Genomic DNA, 19,691 nt, shown 5'->3' with positions numbered 1-19,691 from the left:
CATCATGTGCTTAGTTCAAAAGTGTTTTATGCAAAGCTCAGACTGGCAAATCTAAAAATTATCAAATGAAAAAAAATCTACTTATAGCTTTCCTCTTTTTACTATCAATTGCTGCCAAAGCCCAATTTAATAACGAAGCAATTTTTAATCGCATTCGTCCTGCAGATAGTTTAGAAAAAGAACTCCATTTTAATTTCTACAATTTTAACTACGTTAGAAATTACGAATACTCAAACAAATTTCATGACGGTTATACTTTATACGGCACACAATTAGAACCGCAATTGGTATATTATGCTCATCCAAATTTAGCGATTACTGCTGGCGCCTATTTACGCAAAGATTTTGGGGATAACGGTATTTATGATGCTAAACCTTTGTTTAGTTTAAAATACCACAAAAAAGACTTAACCTTAATTTTTGGAAGCTTAGAAGGAAATATACAGCACAATTATATTGAGCCGATTTATAATTTTGAGAGAAAAATTACCACTCCAATTGAGTATGGAACTCAGTTATTGGTAGAGAAGGAAAAGTTTAGGTTGGACAGTTGGATTGCTTGGCAAAAAATGATTTACCGAGGTGATGCAGCAAAAGAAGAAATTGTTGGTGGTTTAATTACAGAAACTGATTTGATTAAAACAGAAAATTGGAGATTGACAATTCCTGCGCAGTTTTTGGCTTACCACCAAGGAGGACAAATTGACGTTTTGAAAGATATTCCGCTATCAACTTTATTTAACGGTGCCACCGGATTTAAACTACATAAAAAGGTTGGATATTACGTAAAAGAAGTTTTTACAGATAACTATATAGCGGTTTATAAGGATTTTTCGCCTAGCAAAGTTAGAGCTTACAATGGTGGTTTTGGCTTATGGCTAAATGCCGGTATGGAAACTAAATGGGGTAGTTTAGTTGCGTCTTATTGGAAAGGCAATAAATTTATCACAATCAAAGGAATGCCACTTTATCAATCGGTTTCTGAAAATTTGTTAGATGGTGGTTTTACGCAAAATAGCAGAAGTTTATTGGCTTTGAGGTATGTTTACCAAAAACAACTGATCACAAATTTATATTTAGATGTTCGCTTTGAGCCACATGTAGATTTAGACCAAGCTGATAAAAACTTACAGTTTAACCATTCGCTTTTTTTAACTTATAAACAGAGTTTTAGAATTTTTAAGAAGAAGTAGGGGAGTTGGGAAGTCGGAAAAGTAGGGGAGTTGGGAAGTTGAAAAGATGTGAATTTGAGGAGCGAATTTACAATGCATAAATCTTTTGTATTTTGAATGATCTTAAGTTTAGTAAGGTCAAAAACCAGCCGATGAAACACAGCATTTTGTTAAATAAACCCGATTATAACGTAAATCTTTTTTTGTGTCACACTGAGCCCTTGCCCGCAGAGGTTGAAGTTTACAAAAAAAGATTGAAGTGAAAAGCGGGACTAAAGCAGCTATGAAAAACTGACACTCATTTTCAAAAGATTTTAAATATTAAGAATTGAAAAAGCATTAAGCTATTTAACGAACTGCCTTAATATTGTATTTTTACATCTTTTAAATCATCCTAAAATCTGTGAAATCTAAAAAAATAAATTTATTTGCAACTCCATGCAACCTTTTACCGCTAGGGTTCATCTACCCTATACAAACAGACAATGAAGGTGACTAGAACATATACGATAAATGATTGCTTAGATGGCTGCAAGGCGGGCGACAGGAAGATGCAGGAAATGCTTTATAAGCTAACTGCATCGAAAATGTTAGCGGTTTGTATGCGCTACGCAAAAGACCGTATGGAAGCTGAAGATGTATTACAAATGGGTTATGTTAAAATTTTTCAAAAAGTAAAAGAGTACCGTGGAGATGGATCTTTTGAAGGATGGATACGTAGAATTATGGTAAATACTGCAATTGAAAGCTACAGAAAGAATTTACGAATGCTAAATGTAGTGCCAATTGAGGATGCTTATGAGCAGCCATCGGCAAATTATGATTACAGTAGTTTAGGTATGCAAGATTTATTGAAGGTAATACAAAAATTAGCAGACGGTTACCGTATGGTTTTTAACATGTATATTATAGAAGGTTACTCGCACAAAGAGATTGCAGAAACTTTGGGGATATCTGAAGGTGCTAGCAAATCGCAATTAAGTAGGGCGAGAGCAATATTGCAACAAGAAATTATTAAAATGGAGGGCTTTGGTTATGCAACACATGCCGGATAAAGAATTTGATCAGTTATTTAGGGATAAATTTAGCGATGCTGAACTTGAACCGTCAACAAATTTGTGGGCTAATATTGAGCAAAAATTAGAACCAAAACGTAAACGCACATTTCCAATTTATTGGATGGCGGCTGCAAGTATTGCTGTTGTTTTTACGGCGATGTTGGTTTTTCAAAAAACAGAAAAAATTCAGTTACGGGGTACAGCTACAATTGCGGATTTTACTACAACTGATGTTGAGCCTGTAGTTGAAAATGAATTAAATACATCGGCAAATCCGCCTGCTAAAACTTATGTAGCTAATGAAAGTAACGTTGCTTCTAGAAAAGTTTCTTTAATTAATAACGCTGATAATAAGGATGTTAGTGAAATTTTGAAAAATAATAACGAACAAATGCAACCAATGTTGGCAAACGGTCATCTACCTATTAAACAACAAGAAGTTAAACCTATAGATATTGCGCCAATAAAAGAAACCTCTGTAGAAACTCCAATTGTTTATGCTCAGGTTTTACCTCAAGAAGATTTAAACGAGAATGCAATTATTGAGAGTGGTGTAGAGAGAAAGGGAATTAGAAATGTTGGTGATTTAGTAAACTTTGTAGTTGATAAAGTTGATAAGAGAGAAAAAAAATTACTGAGATTTAATACCGATGATGATGATAACTCATCTATTGTAGGCATAAACATAGGGTTTTTAAAGTTTAACAAAAAAGATAAATAGGAGCAGGATTTTAGGATTAAAAAGATATCGTCATCCTGAGCGTAGTCGAAGAATCGAACTAAGAAAATAACAAAATTATATAAACCAAACAAACACAAACAAATGAAACGTTCAATTTTAACCACAGTTTTAGTAAGCGGACTTACTTTTCTGGCAGCTTTAAGCGCAAGTGCACAACAAGATAGTGTTAAACGCAAAAAATTTGATATTAACTATGGAGTTGGTATTACAATGGGCGAAAAAAGAGATAGTACAGGCAAAATAGACGAAAGCAAAGGTCGTTTTGTAGGTGGAATTACCTTTACACGTTTTGATTTAGGTTTTTCTAAATTAATTGATAATGGTAGTTTTTCTTTATCACCAGCAAACGAATTTTTAGATTATAAAGCAGGTAAAACTAGTCACGTTTCATTCGATGTTTTGCAGATTGGTTATAGATTTAACTCTAATTTTAAAATTTATGTTGCCGGTGGTTTCGATTGGACATTGATCCGTTTGAAGAAAAACATCACCATTGCTAAGGATAGTCCGGTATTAACTTACACCACCGAAACGCCAGAAGTTTTATATAGCAAAAACCGTTTCTCTAGCAGTTACGTACACTTACCATTAAACTTTGAGTTAAGAAGCAAAGAGAATAGAAAAGGAAATAGATTTTATTTTGTAGCCGGACCAGAGATTGCTTTTTTAATTAATGGTAAAGTAAAACAGATTAGCGATGAATACGGAAAAGTTAAAATTAAAGATGATTACAACTTTGCACCTTTTAGATATGGTGGAACAGTAAGATTAGGCTACGGCAGTGCTGCTATTTTTGCTAAATATTATGCAAGCGATATGTTTGACAGTGCACCACAAAAAGGATTGAAAAACATGGCATTCGGTATAACGTTAGGGTTAAATTAATCAGTTTCCAGTTTTCAAATAATAATTAAACTAGTAAACCAAACACACCAATAAAACCTGATCCTGCAAATGTAAATTTGCAGGATTTTTTGTTTATAGTGTTTTAAGAAACATTTTTGGAGTTAATATGCTTAGGTTACTTTTTTTATAATCTTTAATGTTTCTTGTGATTATGGTATCAATTAAGCCATAATTTTCCGCAGAATAATTTTGTAAAGCATCTTCAAAATCTCCAAATTCTGAATCTATTGATTGAAGAATAATACTTTTGTCGATAACTAAGACATCTAAAAAAGTAAGTAATTGTTTAATAGTTTCTAGTATTTGCCTAGCGCTGTGTTCTTTTCTTAACAAATAGTAAATGTTTGCAATCATTAATCCAGTTACATAGCCATTTATTTGTTTGTTTTCACAAAGTGATAAAATTTCTGCAGAATCAGCGGTAAAAGGTTGCCTATCCAAAAGCGAGTCCAAAATCACATCAGAGTCAATTAAGATATTATTCATTATCTATATATTTCTGGTATTTTTCATCTCTCATTTTTTTCACTTCTTCTTTGTAATCAAAATCTACTGGCATTTTAAGAGATCCAATTAATGATTTCACAATTGGGCTTAATTCCTTTTTTGCTACAATTTTTTCTTCGTTTCTAGTAACCAGTTTCAAATAATTTTCTATCATTGATGATAAACTGCTGCCTTGCTTATTGGCATAAGCTTTTGCTTGTTCTATTACAGCTTTATCAATAGTTAAGGTGAGTTTTGTATTCATGATATAAAATTAATCATAAAAAATCACACGTGCAAATTTTATTAATTTTACACGTGTAGTTGTCAATCAATCTTCTATCTTCAGCCTTCAACCTTTTTATATATCTTTACAATGTGAATTCTCAAATCATCTCCGTAAATAATTTAACCAAACAATACCAACAAACTCAGGTTTCAGGTATTTCAAATATTAGTTTTTCTATTAAACAAGGCGATATTGTAGCTATAATTGGCGAAAGTGGGAGTGGAAAGTCAACTTTGTTGAAATGCATTTATGGTTTAATTAAGGCCGATGAAGGTGAAGTTTTGCTGAATGGCAAAAAAGTTAAAGGACCAGATGAGCAATTGATACCTGGCAATGCCGAAATGAAAATGGTGACGCAGGATTTCTCGCTGAATATTTACGCCAAGGTGTACGATAATATTGCCTCGATGTTATCAAACACAGATATCAAAGCTAAGCAAGAAAAAACTTTAGAGATGATGGATCGTTTGCACATCACTAAGCTTAAGGAAAAAAAAATAATTGAGCTTAGTGGAGGCGAGCAACAACGCGTAGCTATTGCGAAAGCGTTAATAAGCAATACCAAAGTTTTATTGTTAGACGAACCATTTAGTCAGGTTGATTCATTATTAAAAAACCAATTACGTGCCGATATTAAGCGATTGGCAAAAGAAACTGGTTTAACTATTATTTTGGTTTCTCATGATCCAACGGATGGTTTATTTTTGGCAGACCAGCTGTTGATTTTAAAGCAAGGTAAACTTTTGCAGAATGATAGTCCGGCGGCGATTTACAAACACCCTTCTGATATTTACACGGCTAAAATTTTAGGTAATGCGGTTGTACTTGATGCCAAAGACGCTGAAAATATTGGGATCAAAAGCAACAAAAATAACATCGTATTTTATCCAGAATGGGTTGAACTGAAAAGCACTTGGAACAGCCGTAGATTTGAAGTTGAGGATGTTTACTTTAAAGGTTTTTACGATGAACTTTTGCTAGAACGCAATGGTGTTAAAATTAGGGCATTGCAATTAAACAGTGGCGAGCATAAAAAAAACGACCACGTTCAAGCGAACATTGGCCGTTTTTTGGAGTTTTAATCTAATTGTTGTTAATTGGTAGGGTTTTGCGTTAGTTTTCCAGGATATGAATTGATAGCACTCTGCGGGATGTAGAAAACTACTCTAAAATCATTCGCTGCAATACTTGTATTCTGATTGTGTGGTCCAGGATATAATCTGTTTAAAGGCTTACCATTACGGAAAACATCAAAGCTACGTTCTGCTTGATAAGCCAATTCCAATTGTCTTTCTTTATCAATTAATTCTGATGCATTTGTAGCATTTAAGGAAGAATATCCTCCGTTAACGATAGAGCGGGTTCTTATGGTATTTAAATCGGTAAGTGCTTCTGTATATCTCTGTAATTTTGCATAAGCCTCGGCTCTATTTAAGTATACTTCTCCCAATCTGCTAATTACTGGCGAATGTAAATGAGAATTTTCTCCTTCTCGTGAAGCCTTAGTGATATAGAATTGAGGGTAAACACGGTTTAGAGTAATAAAATTGTCGATTACACCAGTGTAAGTTTTGCCATTTTTGTAGTTGATGGTATAAATTTCCTGAGCTACATCAACAGGTGTAAGTGTATAGGTGTCTGTGCCTTCTTTACAAGTAATTGTATTACCATTTCTAGTTACTGTTGCCTGAACATAGTTTAACACGTTACCAGTATCATCTTTAATAAATCTAAATACTTCGGTGTAAGCTCCAGCTGCATTTTTTGAATAGGTAGGTTCTATAAAAGCAGCTCTGGCATCTACTATTTTGTATTTCTCTGGTCGCCAATCGTTTCTACCTGTCTCATTTAATAGGCTGATGTATTTTGCACTTGCATACATTTCTCCCCAACCTTGTCCGCCGATGTTAGCATACATACCACCAATGCCATAATAATGATCAAATCCAGAAAACTCAGTTGCCACACGTTTAATCGCAAAAATTGTTTCCTTGTTATTTTCAGGCGTAAAAGTGTTGTATTTCATGAAATCGGCCCTTGGCAATAGACTAAATTTTGTAGATCCGGTGATCACTTTATTCGCATAATCTACTGCTAGCTGAGCAAAAGTTTGATTTGGATTTTCATAAGTTCCACTCATGTACAAATAAACCCTCGAAAGCATAGCCTGTGCAGCCTCTTTAGATGCAAAAGATGCACCTTTGTTTGCTGTAATCATTTCTTCTGCCTTTTTTAAATCTGAGATAACTTGATCATAAGTGGCCTTAACTGTTGCTCTATCAGGTAAATTTGCATTGATTACATCATCCGGAGTTCCGTTAACAATAGGCACACCTAAATTCGTTTCTGGACTTTGATAATACGGCCGACCATAAGCACGAACCAAATAAAAATACATCATTCCGCGTACGTAATAGCACTCACCAAGTTTACTATCCAATGCAGCATTTTTGCCTTGAGGTATCAACTTAATAATATTTGAAGCTTGAGCAATGGCCTTGTAACCACTATCCCAAAATGTAGATAATCTACCGTTGTTTGGGGTTCTAGCAAAGGAAATAAACTCATAAAACGCATCCGTAGATGATCCTCTGATCATAATATTGTCTCCTGCATATTCGCCTAAACGATGCATTGGATCAGACCATGCCTTAAGTTGTGCATAAACACCATTCAATAAACCATCAATAGATTCTTCTGGATTTTGGTTAATTCGCTCAGATTCCATTGATCCGTATGGTTCTCTTTCAATCTCACAAGATGATAGTGCAATTGTAGCAAATATGATAAATAATATCTTTTTCATTTTTTATTCTTTTTAGAATGAAACATTAACGCCTAACATAAATTTTCTAGTCATAGGGTATACAGATGGGCCTGTAGAAAACAAGATCGATTCACCATCTGCAGGTATTTCTGGATCCACACCTGAATATTTTGTCAGCACAAATAAATTCTCTCCAGCTAGATAAACCCTTAAATTTCTAACCTTATATTTTTGCAAATCAAAGTTATAGCCTATAGCCAAAGAACGCATTCTGAAGAAATCGTTGCTCTCTAAATAACGCGAAGATGTAGAATTTCCTTTGTCTTGATTATTGTATCTAGCAATTGGATGAGTAGCAATATCTCCCGGTTTTTGCCATCTATTCCATCCTTCCATTAATTGCATTTGGTTTCTATCAGTATATGTTCCATCAGAATCATATTCCTGACGAGAATAGTTATATATTTTGCCACCAATTGAATATCCAAAAACAGCATTTAAATCAAGGTTTTTCCATTTTAATGCAGTAGTAATTCCACCAAATAAATCTGGGGCAGCTTTCCCTAATTTTTCTTGCGTTGCTTGGGCATAATTAGATGTGGTAGTTCTAGCAGTTTCATTGCCATTTGCATCTCTAGTTACTCTGTACCACATTGGCAATCCATTTTCTGGATTTACACCTGCCCATTCTGGCATGTAATAAGTATCTACAGGTAAACCAATTTCTAAAATTCTATTGGCCGAGCCTGCAATTCCCAATCCATCACTTCTAATAATTGGTTTGGCAGTGTAAGTACCATCTGGATTTCTTGTTTTATAAATATCAGTTAGCTTATTTACATTGGTACCCATATTTACATCTAAGCTCCAAGTTAAATTATCATTGCGAATAATATCGCCACCAAGAGCTATTTCAATACCCCTGTTTTGCATTTTGCCCACATTTTGCCAAATGCTTGTTACACCTGTTAAGCCAGAAATTGGAACACTATATAAAATGTTATCGGTATTTTTAATATAATAATCTACTGTTAATCTTAACCTATTGTTAAAAGCAGCAAGGTCTAAACCAACTCCGCTTGTATAGGTTTCTTCCCAAGTAAGATCTTTGTTGCCAATTTGACTAATCAGTAATCCTGGTACGCTGTTGTAACCAGCTGCCGGATTTACAGAATATAAATCGTATTGCGGATACAATGAACTTGGGCGGTTACCCACAGTACCGTAAGCAGCACGTAACTTTAGGTTATTTATTAAATTTGTTTTAAACCAGCTTTCTCTGTTGATATTCCATCCGCCACTAACAGAGAAAAAGTTACCATACTTTTTTCCAAAATTAGAAGCACCATCTCTACGGAAAGATACCTGCGCTAAATACTTGCCATCATATGCATAGTTAGAATTAACAAGTAAAGATTGTACTGCCCACTCACTTATTCCTCCTTTGGTTCTTTCAGGTTTTGAAACCACATCAAGCACTTCAAATCCTGGCAATAAACCTGTTCCGTATACATCTAATGTTTTTGCTTGATAATCATTAAACTCATATGCTGCCAAAGCATTAAGGCTATGTTTACCCCAATTATTATTATAGCGCAACATTTGGTTGGTATAACGACGGGTATACTCAGATCTGTATTCTGTAATACGACCAGTTACACTTTCGCCAGCACTTGATCGAGGATCTGTATAACCACTTGCACTATAAGTATTGAATCTATAGTTGTTAACAGAAGAAAAGGTGAAGTTTTTAGTAATGTTGATATCAAAATCTAAATTACCCATCAACTCATAATTGTTATTTTTGGATTTGTTCCATTGCAAGTCGTATAAATAATTGGTTGAAACACTGTTAACCCATAAGCTTGAACGGTGACCAACTAGGTTTCCGTTGGCATCAAATGCACTGTCCCAAGGAAGGTTCGAATACATTGAAGTCACTGAATACTGACGATCATCAACAGCACGACGGGAGCCTACGATAGCTGGTTTAACGGTTAACCAACTTAAAGGTTTGTAAACTGTATTTAATCTAAAATTGTAACGTTCGTAGTCGTAACCTTTAATAGCGCCCGATTCATCATAATAGCCCACAGATAAAAATGATTGTAATTTCTCATTTCCGCCCTGTATAGAAACATTATGATTTTGGTTAAATCCTTCTTTTGTGGCTAAATCCCACCAACTGAAATTACTGTTTCTTAAATCTGGGTTCCAACGCGGAAAACTAATGGTATTTGCATTGGCAAACGACGAAAAGTAATCATATAATTGAGCGCCATCCATTACTTGTAAATTTCCATTTGTTAAGGTGGTAAAACCAGCTTTTGAGGAAACATCAATTGTCATCTGACCTGATTTTGCTCGTTTAGTAGTTGCTATAATTACACCATTTGCACCTTGAGAGCCGTAAATTGCAGTTGATGCTGCATCTTTCAATACAGTAAGACTTTCGATGTCATCTGGATTTAAATCTCCTGGACTAGAACCAATAATTACTCCATCTATTACCCAAAGCGGACTGGTTGTACCACTTAAAGTAGCCTGCCCTCTAATGATAACTGCACCAGTTGATCCTGGTCTGCCCGATCCTGGTGCCACAAATAAGCCTGGTGCTTTACCAGCTAACATGTTTTGTACGTTTGGTGAAGTAACAGTTGTTAAATCAGTACCTTTAATTGTACTCAAAGCACCTGTTAAGCTTTCTTTTTTCTGAACACTGTAACCTACAACCACAAGTTCATTTAATGATTCCACAGATTCTGAAAGTACAATGTTGCCTAAACTACTGCCACCTACTGTAACTTCTTTTGCGGTAAAACCGATTGAACTAATAATTAAAATGTCACCTGGTTTTGCATCAATAGTAAACTTGCCGTCTCCATCTGTTGATGCCGCTCGGGTTGTACCTTTAACTTTTACCATCACACCTGGAATTGGACCTCCTTTTTGATCCTTTATTGTACCAGAAATAGGATCCAAGTTAATAATTGAGGAGTTAATCTCCTTTTTAAAATAATTAACGTTCGCATTGGCAAACGTTGCGTTACACATTGTTAAAATGGCAATCATCTTTATCGTTGTAGAGAAGATGATAAGAGGTTTTTTCCCTTTTGCATGCATAAATTGAAATTTGTTCTTTTGGTTAATTTTTTTCATTTGAACTAAAAAATTTAGATTTAAATAGTTGTTAACAAAGCATTTAAATTGCTTTTTGCAATGGTGGGTTGATTTGGTAAAAGTTTACTTCATTCATATTTGTTTAATATTTGGATTGAACTAATGTAGCCATAACAGTATCACTGTTTACAAGCTAACACAACGCAAACGTTTGTTAAACAAGCAATGATTTGGACATTGAAAAGGCGATGTCAATTAGAATTAATGATGGATTTGGGATAGAAAGAGATTAGGAAGGAAAGAAAACAATTTCTGAGTTGCAATAAGTTGAATACCTATGCGCAAACGTTTGATTATTAAAAACTATAGCTTTCATAAAATAAATAAAATCATCATTAACGTTATTTAATGCATTTTAAAACACTGTTAACTTTTAAAAATCAAGGATTAATAAAAGTTAATGCATAAAAAAAACGACCAAGTTCTACAGAACATTGGTCGTTTTTTGGAGATTGGTATTATTTAGTCTTGAAACGATTCTATAAGAACAATTTTAACTCGGGTTCTAGTTGTTGGCCTATTAGGTATAGCTGATTGAAAATCTGAAGATTGTATGTCAATATCAATTCGCCCTTGGCTTACAGTATAGCTGTAAGCTTGCACATCATATACAAATGGCAGCTGTTCATAAAAATTACCATCACCTCTTGAAATATAAACCAAGATAGCGTCATCTTCAAAAGTTCTAGCATCAATTCTGCTATCAGCTAATGAGGCAGTTAAGGTAAACCCGTCGCTACTTGATTGCCAAGCGCTTGGCTCAATGTATTTAATGATTGTGAGGTTGTTTGCACCATTTTGTACAATAGTGTCTTTTTTGCAAGACGCCAGACCTAGTGTGGCGATGCAAAGTAGGATTAAGGTGAGCTTTTTCATGTTTGTGTGTGTTTTGCAATTTATAATGCAAAACTATTGCCAATATTTTTGAACCATATTTATCAAATCATCCATTAAAAATCTCTACTTTAACAGTACAAAATATCAGTTGTCACAAATCAAATCATAATGTATTTCTAAACTAATATCTTGGTGTAATAATTGTATGTATATGGATATCAAAATTTATAAATGAAAAGATTATTTCAGATTTTACCTTGGCTATTAATTGTAGTGGCCGCTTATTTATTTTTTACCAAAACTTTCAGTATCAATACAGCTGTAGAGAATAGACATCAGCTATTGGTAGAAAAAATTGAAGCTATCGGTAAACTGGAGTTAGTAAGATATCAGATTAGTGATGTTTTGGAGCACAAAGTAAAAACAGATTTTTTGCCCGAAGCAAGTGTTTTGCTTATTGTTAAAGCCGACGCTGTAGGTTGTGTAGATTTAACAAAATTGACCAAAGATGATATTTCCTTTGAAGGCGATACTGCTATAGTAAAACTGCCAAATCCAGAAATTTGCTATGTTAAAATAGATCACAAAAACTCTAGAGTTTACGATACAAAAATGGCTTTTTTTAGAGAAGCTAATTTGGTTGATGCTGCTTACAAAGAAGCAGAAAGAAAAGTAACAGCAGAGGTTAAAAAATCAAATATTTTAGCTCAAACCAAAACCAATGCACTAAGTGTTTTAAAACCAATTATAGAAGGACTAGGGTTTAAAAATGTTAAAGTATATTTCGATTAATTTTATCTGGTATGACTACTTTGTCAATCTTTTAAAGATTGACAAAGTTTTTTCTTACGAATAGATTTTCAAACTTTGACAATCTAAAGGAAGATTGTCAAAGTATATAAATTTAACCCTCAACCTTAATTAAACTAAATACTCAAACAAAGTTTGATCTTGATTTAACTCAATAATTTCAAATTTAAAATCCTTCATTCGCTGCAATAAACTTGCATAATCATTTCTGTCAGAAAGTTCGATACCCACTAATGCAGGCCCGTTTTCTTTATTTGTTTTCTTAATAAATTCAAAGCGGGTAATGTCATCTTGCGGACCTAAAACTTCGTTAACAAATAATTTTAAAGCTCCTGGGCGCTGCGGAAAACGAACAATAAAATAATGCTTTAAACCTTCAAAAAGTAACGACTTTTCTTTAATTTCTTGCATGCGTTCAATATCATTGTTTCCGCCACTTATCACACAAACTATATTCTTGCCTACAATTTGATCTTTTACTTGGTCTAAAGCAGCAACAGATAATGCGCCAGCGGGTTCTACAACTATGGCATCTTCATTATAAAGCTTTAAAATTGTGGTACAAATTTGCCCTTCAGGTATTAAATAAGTAGAGCTAAGCAGTTCTTTGCAATACTTGTAAGTAATCCAGCCCATTCTTTTTACCGCTGCACCGTCTACAAAACGTTCAATATTTTCAACCGTAATCGGTCCGCCATTTTTAAGTGCTTCACTCAGCGATGGCGCACCCATAGGTTCAACACCAAAAATTTTAACATCAGGTTTTACAGTTTGCAAATATGCACTAACTCCAGACGCCAATCCGCCGCCGCCAACAGGCACAACTATGGCATCTAAATCTGGTAAATCCTGAAAAATTTCCATCGCAACTGTAGCCTGTCCTTCAATAACTTTTTCATCATCAAAAGGAGGTATAAATGTCGATGACTTTTCTTCGCAATATAATAATGCCTCTTTTAAACAATCATCAAAGGTATCGCCAACCAAAATAATCTCAATGTTGTCGCCACCAAACATGTTTACCTGCTTAATCTTTTGCTTAGGGGTAATTTCTGGCATAAAAATCACACCTTTAATGTTCAGTCTTTTACAAGAAAATGCTACACCCTGCGCATGGTTGCCAGCACTAGCGCAAACAATCCCGTTTTTTAAAGCAGATGGATCTAGCGTACTTATTTTATTATAAGCTCCACGCAATTTATACGAACGTACAATTTGTAAATCTTCTCTTTTAAGATAAATATTTGCATTGTATTTTAACGATAATCCTTCATTATACTCCAATGGAGTGCGTTTAACCACCCCAGCTAAAGTTTTAAATGCGGTTTCAAAATCGAAAGTATTTGCTATTGTATTGTTCATATTCTTAGTGTTAAGTATTAAGTATCAGGTATCAAGGCTTGATACTTATTTCTATTTTTTTGAAAAGCAGTTTTGTGCTTATCGGTTAATGCATTCCCGCTCTTTGTTTCAATCTTTTTGCGATTGTCAGTCTGAGCTTGTCGAAGACCTGCATCAAAAAGTATTTCCACTTCAATCGGGTTTAGAAAACTAAGGGTAGTGCAAAAAAAATAAAATCCTCCCCCTAACCCCCTCCAAAGGGGGACACCCCTCACAGTTTTTTATGCGTATCGCAATTCCCTTCTTCCAGAGGAGTGTCTGCTCTTCGCAGACGGGGTGTTTAATTGTTTATTTCCTTTTTGGTCTTTAGTTTTTTAACCTTCCCCTTTCCAGCCCTCTACCTTCAGCCTTCTCACAAAAACTTATTAATCGCATCTAAATACGCATTAGCAGATGCTTTTACAATGTCGGTGCTAAAGCCATAACCCTGGTAAGATTTACCTTCATAACTTACACGCATATTTACCTTACTCACATCATCGCTTCCGCCATGCATGGCTTGTATGGTAAATTCTTTTAAATCAATTTTTTTGCCGATAACACTTGTAATTGCATTTACAGTTGCATTAACCGGGCCATTTCCAATAGCGGTTGCATCTTTTTCTTCTCCGTTATATTGTAATTTAATATTTGCCGTCGGACTTTGGTTATCGCCACAAACTACATGTAATAAGCTTAATTTATAACCATTTTTGTAAGCGCTTTCATCGCCATCACTCATCAAGAATAACAAATCATCATCAGAAATTTCTTTTTTCTCATCAGCTAAAACCAAGAAACGTTGGTAAACATCATCTAAATTCAATTTTTCGTTATCGTATCCTAAACGTTCTAAATGGTGTTTCAAAGCATGTCTTCCACTACGTGCCGTTAAAATAATGCCTGCTTCATTTAAACCCACATCTTCAGGGTTCATAATTTCATAATTCTCACGATGTTTCAAAAATCCATCTTGGTGGATACCAGAACTATGTGCAAATGCATTTTTACCAATAATTGCTTTGTTAGGTTGTACTGGCATGCGCATCATACGGCTCACCATGTTACTAATTTCAGTAAAATGTTTACTGTTAATGTTGGTATGTAAATTTAAAGCATGATGCGTTTTTAAAATCATCGCTACCTCTTCTAAAGCTGTATTTCCAGCTCTTTCGCCTATACCATTTATCGTACATTCAATTTGGCGAGCTCCATTTATAATTCCGGCTACGGTATTGGCAGTTGCTAAACCTAAATCGTTGTGGCAATGTACAGAGATAATTGCTTGATCAATATTTTTAACGTTTTCTTTCAAAAACTTAATCTTAGCACCATACTGTTCTGGCAAACAATAACCATTGGTATCTGGAATATTTACCACCGTTGCACCAGCTGCAATAACCGCTTCAACCATTTGAGCTAAAAAAACATTGTCTGCTCTGCCAGCATCTTCAGCGTAAAACTCAATGTCTTCTACAAATTTCTTGGCATATTTTACTGCATCAACGGCACGTTCTAAAATTTGCTCGCGTGTGCTGTTAAACTTGTATTTGATGTGCATATCAGACGCACCAATCCCCGTATGGATCCTTGGATGTTTGGCAAACTGTAGTGCCGCTGCTGCTGAATCGATATCACCTTTATTTGCTCTCGTTAAAGCACAAATGATAGGCTCGCTAACTGCTTTTGAGAGTTCTACCACACTTTGAAAATCGCCCGGACTAGAAATTGGAAAACCAGCTTCAATTACATCAACGCCAAGTAATTCTAGTGCTTTGGCAATTTCTATCTTTTCTGGAGTAGACAATTGGCAACCAGGAACTTGCTCGCCATCGCGTAAAGTTGTATCAAAAACAAAAACTCTATTTGGATCGTGTAACATGCTGTTATGAATTTGTGTTAACGGTTTGTGTTAAAAATTTAATTACTAATTTACCCATCTCTTGGGTGCCTAATACTTTGTATCTGTTGGTAGTGCTATCGGCAATATCATTGGTTCTAAAACCTTCTTTTAAGACTTTGTCTATGGTATCAACTAATGTTTTAGCTTCTTCTTTTAGTCCGAAACTAATTTCTAACATGAGCGCTGCAGATAGGATAGAGGCCAGTGGATTTGCCAAATCTTTACCAGTAATGTCATGTGCCGAACCGTGAATTGGCTCAAAAAAGCCTGTTCCATCACCTACAGAAGCTGATGCCAACATGCCCATTGAACCTGCAATTTGCGAAGCTTCATCAGTTAAAATGTCTCCGAATAAATTGGCAGTTAAAACCACATCAAATTGTTTAGGATCTTTAATTAACTGCATTGCAGCATTGTCAATAAACATGTGACTTGTTTCTACATCTGGATATTGCTTGGCAATTTCTTGTACGGTTTCTCTCCATAAGCGAGAACTTTCTAAAACATTTGCCTTATCAACCGAGCATAATTTACCACTACGTTGGCGAGCAGCTGCATAAGCTTTATGTGCAATACGCTCTACCTCATATTTATGGTAAATCATTAAGTCAGAAGCTGTATTTCTATCTTCAGAGCGAGTTTTTTCTCCAAAATAAACATCACCTGTTAGCTCACGGAAGAATAAAATATCAGTTCCTTTTAAAATGGTTGGTTTAATACTTGATGCTTGCAAAAGTTCATCAAACAATAAAATAGGGCGGAGGTTAGCATATAAACCCAGCTCTTTTCTAATTTTTAATAAACCTTGTTCTGGTCTAACTTTTAACGATGGATCATTATCATATTTAGCATGGCCAATAGCGCCAAATAAAATGGCATCACTTTGTTTAGCTTTATCTAAAGTTTCATCAGGCAGCGGATTCCCTGTAACTTCTATTGCAGCGTGTCCCATCAGTGCCTCATCAAAAGTAAAATCATGGCCAAATATTTCGGCAATTTTCTCTAATGCTGCTTTTCCCCATTGGGTAACCTCTGGTCCAATTCCATCTCCAGGAATAACTAAAATATGCTTCTTCATGCTAATTCTTTATGTATTGTATATGCTTTTGTATTTTCTATAATTTCACCTTGGCTCAAAACTAATTTGTGTGTAAGGCTTTTTGGTAATTGTGCTTCAAAATGGCCAACGTAAATTATGGTCATGCCGTTTGCACATAATTCATCAACCAGTTGGTTAAAATGTTGTGTTTGTTGTTGATCTAAACCTTGGCAAGGTTCATCTAAAATCAATAGTTCTGGGTTTTTAATGATGGTTCTTGCCAATAAAACCAATCTTTGTTTGCCCAGGGGGAGATGATTTAACAGTTCGTTTTTGTGTTCGGTTAATCCAAAATATTCAATTAGTTCATCAACCTGGGTAGCTTTGCTATATGGCAGTTGCTGAAATAAGCCTACTGTATCATAAAAGCCAGATGCGATACTTTGCCAAACAGTAGCGTTGGCATCAAAATACCAGTGAAATTCTGGAGAAATTAAACCGATATGCTGTTTAATGTCCCAAATGCTTTCTCCACTTCCTCTTTTGTTACCAAATAAGTAAAGTTCATTGGCATAAGATTGTGGATGATCGCCATTAATTAAACTTAACAAAGTTGATTTACCAGAACCATTGTGGCCTTGCAATAACCATTTTTCGCCCGCCTTTATTTCCCAATTAATATTTTTTAACACCTGTTTATCGCCATAGCTGATATTTACATCAACCATTTTAGCGATGTTATTTGAGGAGAATATAGGCGATAGCTTTAAAAAATCTGGTATATGTTTTTGGTGTAATTTGGCTTGTGGTAACGGTTGGTTTAAATCATTAACTTCCACTAACAAACCATCTTTTATTTCTGCAAAGCGATTAATTGATGAAGGTATTTCTACGTCGTTGCTAATCAAAATTAACTGAACACCTTCTGCCACTGCATTATTAAGTAAAATATTTAAGTTTTTGCGTGATGATACATCTAGGCCAGTATATGGTTGGTCTATGATAAGCAACTGAGGTTTTAACCACAAGGCTTTAACCAATTGCAGTTTTTTATGTTCGCCGCTAGATAATTCTATTAATTGCGAACTTGCAAAATTTGAGAAGTTTAGTGCTTCTAAAATAGGTTCAACTTTATGTAAATGAAGACCTTTTTCTTTCCCATAACTTACCAATTCTGCGTGTACGGTTAAAGTATCTTTAGCCTGCTGACTAGTGTATCTTTGCTGGTAATAGAAATTGGCAACGCCTTCTACATTTTTAAATTGATACCAACTTTCTACAAATAAAACTTCGGCAGGTAAATTACTGTCTGCCTTGAACTTGGTGTTTACATCTCCGCTTGCACTCAACTGGCCTGCAATAATTTTAGCTAATGATGTTTTTCCACTGCCACTAGCACCGCTTAAAATCCAGCTTTCACCATAAGAGATAGTCCAATTCAAATCCACTAACACCTGCTTTTGCTGGTATTTTAGGTTTAGGTTTTGAATGTTGACTATACTTTCTTTCATGGTTTCTTTTTGGTTATTATATAGGTTGTATGGCGCTCGTCATGCTGAATTTATTTCAGCATCTGTTATGCACTTGCGCTTGTAACCCAGACCCTGAAATAAACTCAGGGTGACGTTCTGGCTTTCAACTACCTCTTTTCAAACTCCTCAATCAAATCTTTTTGCGCCAAAATGAAATCAATATCATCGTATCCATTAATTAAACAAGATTTTTTATATGCATTAATTTCAAAACTCTCTTTCATACCATTAGCTAAAATGGTTACAGTTTGATTTTCTAAATCCACTTCCAAAGCAGATTTTGCATCAACATCAACAGCTTCAAAAACTTGTGCTAAAAATTCTTCGCTTACTTGAATAGGTAATAAACCATTGTTTAAGGCATTTCCTTTAAAAATATCGGCAAAGAAACTGCTGATGACAACATCAAAACCTGCATCTTGAATAGCCCAAGCCGCATGTTCTCTACTGCTACCACAACCAAAGTTTTTGCCAGCAACCAAAATTTGTCCGCTATAGGTTGGGTCATTTAGCACGAAATCTGCTTTCGGACTGTTGTCGTTCTCATAACGCCAATCGCGAAACAAATTTTCGCCAAATCCCTCACGAGTAGTCGCTTTTAGAAACCTAGCCGGAATAATCTGGTCGGTATCAATGTTTTCAATATTTAACGGCACAACTGCCGATGTTAATTTTGTGAATTTTTTCATTTCAAATAGTATCAAGTAGTGAGTATCAAGTATCAAGACTTGCTACGCTTTAGTCTTTATGCTTTGGTCTTTTAGCTTTAAGCCTTCGGCTTAAAGGCTTTAATTCTCAGTCTTCTATAATCCGCCGTCCATTCACCGTTTCTAAAATAAACTGGTTTAAGGATTTCTATAGCTAAACTTTTAATTGCCTCAGCTTCGTCTGCTGTTAATTTTTTAAAGGCGTGGGTTGCAAATTGGTTTAACCATTTTAACATTCCATCTTTCTCAGACAATTTTGTCGGTCTGTCGAATAACCAAGCCTGCTCAACTTCAAAACCCTGCTTTTCTAACAAATTGGTATAAGTTGCAATAGAAGGGAAGTACCAAAAGTTACTAATCACTTTATCCGCAAGACCCAAATTTTTTGCAGCACTTGTAATGGCATCAGTTATACTTTTAACATTGCCTTTTCCGCCAAATTCGGCCACTAATCTTCCACCTTGTTTTAAACTATTAAATAAACCTTCAATTAATGCAGGTTGGTTTTCAATCCAATGGAAGGTAGCGTTACTAAAAATGGCATCGAATATTTGGTGGTATGGCAATTTTGTAGCATCAACCACTTCAAAACCAATTTCAGGATAACTTGCTTTTGCAGCCTCAATCATATCAGGAGAAGCATCTGTTCCAAAAACTTCAGCTCCACTTTCTGCAATTTGAGCCGCCAACTGACCAGTTCCACAACCCACATCCAAAATATCTTCTCCAGGTTTAGGAGCGAGCCATTGCAAAACATCTGCACCGTAATCAGATACGAATTGATGTTGTTTATCGTATAATTTACTATCCCAAACTATTTCTGGCATAACCTTTTATTTTATTTTTTACCGCCTTAGAACCTAAGGTTTTGTTCGTCACCCTG

At 35.0% G+C, this 19,691-nt stretch carries 18 protein-coding genes; 6 read left to right on the top strand and 12 right to left on the bottom strand.

Annotated features, from left to right (window positions below):
* Positions 1-65 precede the first annotated feature (65 nt).
* The 4 genes from AC07XU_RS15175 to AC07XU_RS15160 all read left to right on the top strand — a co-directional run bounded on the left by AC07XU_RS15175 (position 66) and on the right by AC07XU_RS15160 (position 3,857).
* Complete coding sequence (locus tag AC07XU_RS15175; RefSeq protein ID WP_494944488.1) at positions 66-1,193, top strand: lipid A deacylase; 1,128 nt, start codon at positions 66-68, stop codon at positions 1,191-1,193.
* Positions 1,194-1,657: 464 nt separating this feature from the next.
* Positions 1,658-2,227, top strand: coding sequence for an RNA polymerase sigma factor (locus tag AC07XU_RS15170; protein WP_494944487.1), 570 nt, complete (start codon positions 1,658-1,660; stop codon positions 2,225-2,227).
* Positions 2,217-2,951, top strand: coding sequence for a hypothetical protein (locus AC07XU_RS15165; protein ID WP_494944486.1), 735 nt, complete (start codon positions 2,217-2,219; stop codon positions 2,949-2,951). The genes AC07XU_RS15170 and AC07XU_RS15165 overlap by 11 nt, the downstream gene beginning before the upstream one ends.
* A gap of 102 nt (positions 2,952-3,053) precedes the next feature.
* Positions 3,054-3,857, top strand: coding sequence for an outer membrane beta-barrel protein (locus AC07XU_RS15160; RefSeq protein ID WP_494944485.1), 804 nt, complete (start codon positions 3,054-3,056; stop codon positions 3,855-3,857).
* A gap of 93 nt (positions 3,858-3,950) precedes the next feature.
* On the opposite strand, the gene AC07XU_RS15155 is transcribed toward AC07XU_RS15160, so the two are convergent.
* Positions 3,951-4,364, bottom strand: coding sequence for a PIN domain-containing protein (locus tag AC07XU_RS15155; protein ID WP_494944484.1), 414 nt, complete (start codon positions 4,362-4,364; stop codon positions 3,951-3,953).
* Complete coding sequence (locus AC07XU_RS15150) at positions 4,357-4,629, bottom strand: DUF6364 family protein (protein ID WP_494944483.1); 273 nt, start codon at positions 4,627-4,629, stop codon at positions 4,357-4,359. The genes AC07XU_RS15155 and AC07XU_RS15150 overlap by 8 nt, the downstream gene beginning before the upstream one ends.
* A 113-nt stretch (positions 4,630-4,742) precedes the next feature.
* Between AC07XU_RS15150 and AC07XU_RS15145 the strand changes: the two genes are divergently transcribed.
* A complete protein-coding gene (locus AC07XU_RS15145; protein ID WP_494944482.1) occupies positions 4,743-5,735 on the top strand; it encodes an ABC transporter ATP-binding protein in 993 nt (330 codons plus the stop codon).
* A gap of 11 nt (positions 5,736-5,746) precedes the next feature.
* Here the strand turns inward: AC07XU_RS15145 and AC07XU_RS15140 are convergent, their stop codons facing one another.
* The 3 genes from AC07XU_RS15140 to AC07XU_RS15130 form a co-directional block, all read right to left on the bottom strand.
* Positions 5,747-7,459, bottom strand: coding sequence for a RagB/SusD family nutrient uptake outer membrane protein (locus tag AC07XU_RS15140; RefSeq protein ID WP_494944481.1), 1,713 nt, complete (start codon positions 7,457-7,459; stop codon positions 5,747-5,749).
* Positions 7,460-7,471: 12 nt separating this feature from the next.
* Complete coding sequence (locus AC07XU_RS15135; RefSeq protein WP_494944480.1) at positions 7,472-10,579, bottom strand: SusC/RagA family TonB-linked outer membrane protein; 3,108 nt, start codon at positions 10,577-10,579, stop codon at positions 7,472-7,474.
* A gap of 483 nt (positions 10,580-11,062) precedes the next feature.
* On the bottom strand, positions 11,063-11,476 hold the full coding sequence (locus AC07XU_RS15130; RefSeq protein ID WP_494944479.1) for a hypothetical protein: 414 nt from the start codon (positions 11,474-11,476) through the stop codon (positions 11,063-11,065).
* Between the two features lie 192 nt (positions 11,477-11,668).
* Here AC07XU_RS15130 and AC07XU_RS15125 point away from each other — a divergent pair, with 192 nt between their 5' ends.
* Positions 11,669-12,229: a DUF4230 domain-containing protein gene (locus tag AC07XU_RS15125; protein ID WP_494944478.1), complete on the top strand. Its 561-nt coding sequence runs from the start codon at positions 11,669-11,671 to the stop codon at positions 12,227-12,229.
* A 129-nt stretch (positions 12,230-12,358) separates the two neighbouring features.
* On the opposite strand, the gene ilvA is transcribed toward AC07XU_RS15125, so the two are convergent.
* The 7 genes from ilvA to AC07XU_RS15090 form a co-directional block, all read right to left on the bottom strand.
* Complete coding sequence (ilvA, locus tag AC07XU_RS15120; protein WP_494944477.1) at positions 12,359-13,609, bottom strand: threonine ammonia-lyase IlvA; 1,251 nt, start codon at positions 13,607-13,609, stop codon at positions 12,359-12,361.
* A gap of 17 nt (positions 13,610-13,626) precedes the next feature.
* A complete protein-coding gene (locus AC07XU_RS15115; protein WP_494944476.1) occupies positions 13,627-13,779 on the bottom strand; it encodes a hypothetical protein in 153 nt (50 codons plus the stop codon).
* Positions 13,780-14,000: 221 nt separating this feature from the next.
* On the bottom strand, positions 14,001-15,509 hold the full coding sequence (locus AC07XU_RS15110; protein ID WP_494944475.1) for a 2-isopropylmalate synthase: 1,509 nt from the start codon (positions 15,507-15,509) through the stop codon (positions 14,001-14,003).
* Positions 15,510-15,513: 4 nt separating this feature from the next.
* Complete coding sequence (gene leuB / locus AC07XU_RS15105; RefSeq protein ID WP_494944474.1) at positions 15,514-16,608, bottom strand: 3-isopropylmalate dehydrogenase; 1,095 nt, start codon at positions 16,606-16,608, stop codon at positions 15,514-15,516.
* Positions 16,605-18,080, bottom strand: a complete 1,476-nt coding sequence (locus tag AC07XU_RS15100) for an ATP-binding cassette domain-containing protein (RefSeq protein WP_494944473.1) — start codon at positions 18,078-18,080, stop codon at positions 16,605-16,607. Before AC07XU_RS15100 ends, leuB begins: the two co-directional genes overlap by 4 nt.
* 128 nt (positions 18,081-18,208) lie before the next feature.
* Positions 18,209-18,790: a 3-isopropylmalate dehydratase small subunit gene (gene leuD, locus AC07XU_RS15095; protein WP_494944472.1), complete on the bottom strand. Its 582-nt coding sequence runs from the start codon at positions 18,788-18,790 to the stop codon at positions 18,209-18,211.
* A 77-nt stretch (positions 18,791-18,867) separates the two neighbouring features.
* A complete protein-coding gene (locus AC07XU_RS15090; RefSeq protein ID WP_494944471.1) occupies positions 18,868-19,635 on the bottom strand; it encodes a class I SAM-dependent methyltransferase in 768 nt (255 codons plus the stop codon).
* Positions 19,636-19,691 lie beyond the last annotated feature (56 nt).

The sequence above is a fragment of the Pedobacter sp. GW456-11-11-14-TSB4 genome, from assembly GCF_059424425.1.
The sequence above is the reverse complement of the archived record's forward strand: the minus strand, read 5'-3'. Positions and strand labels throughout refer to the sequence as shown.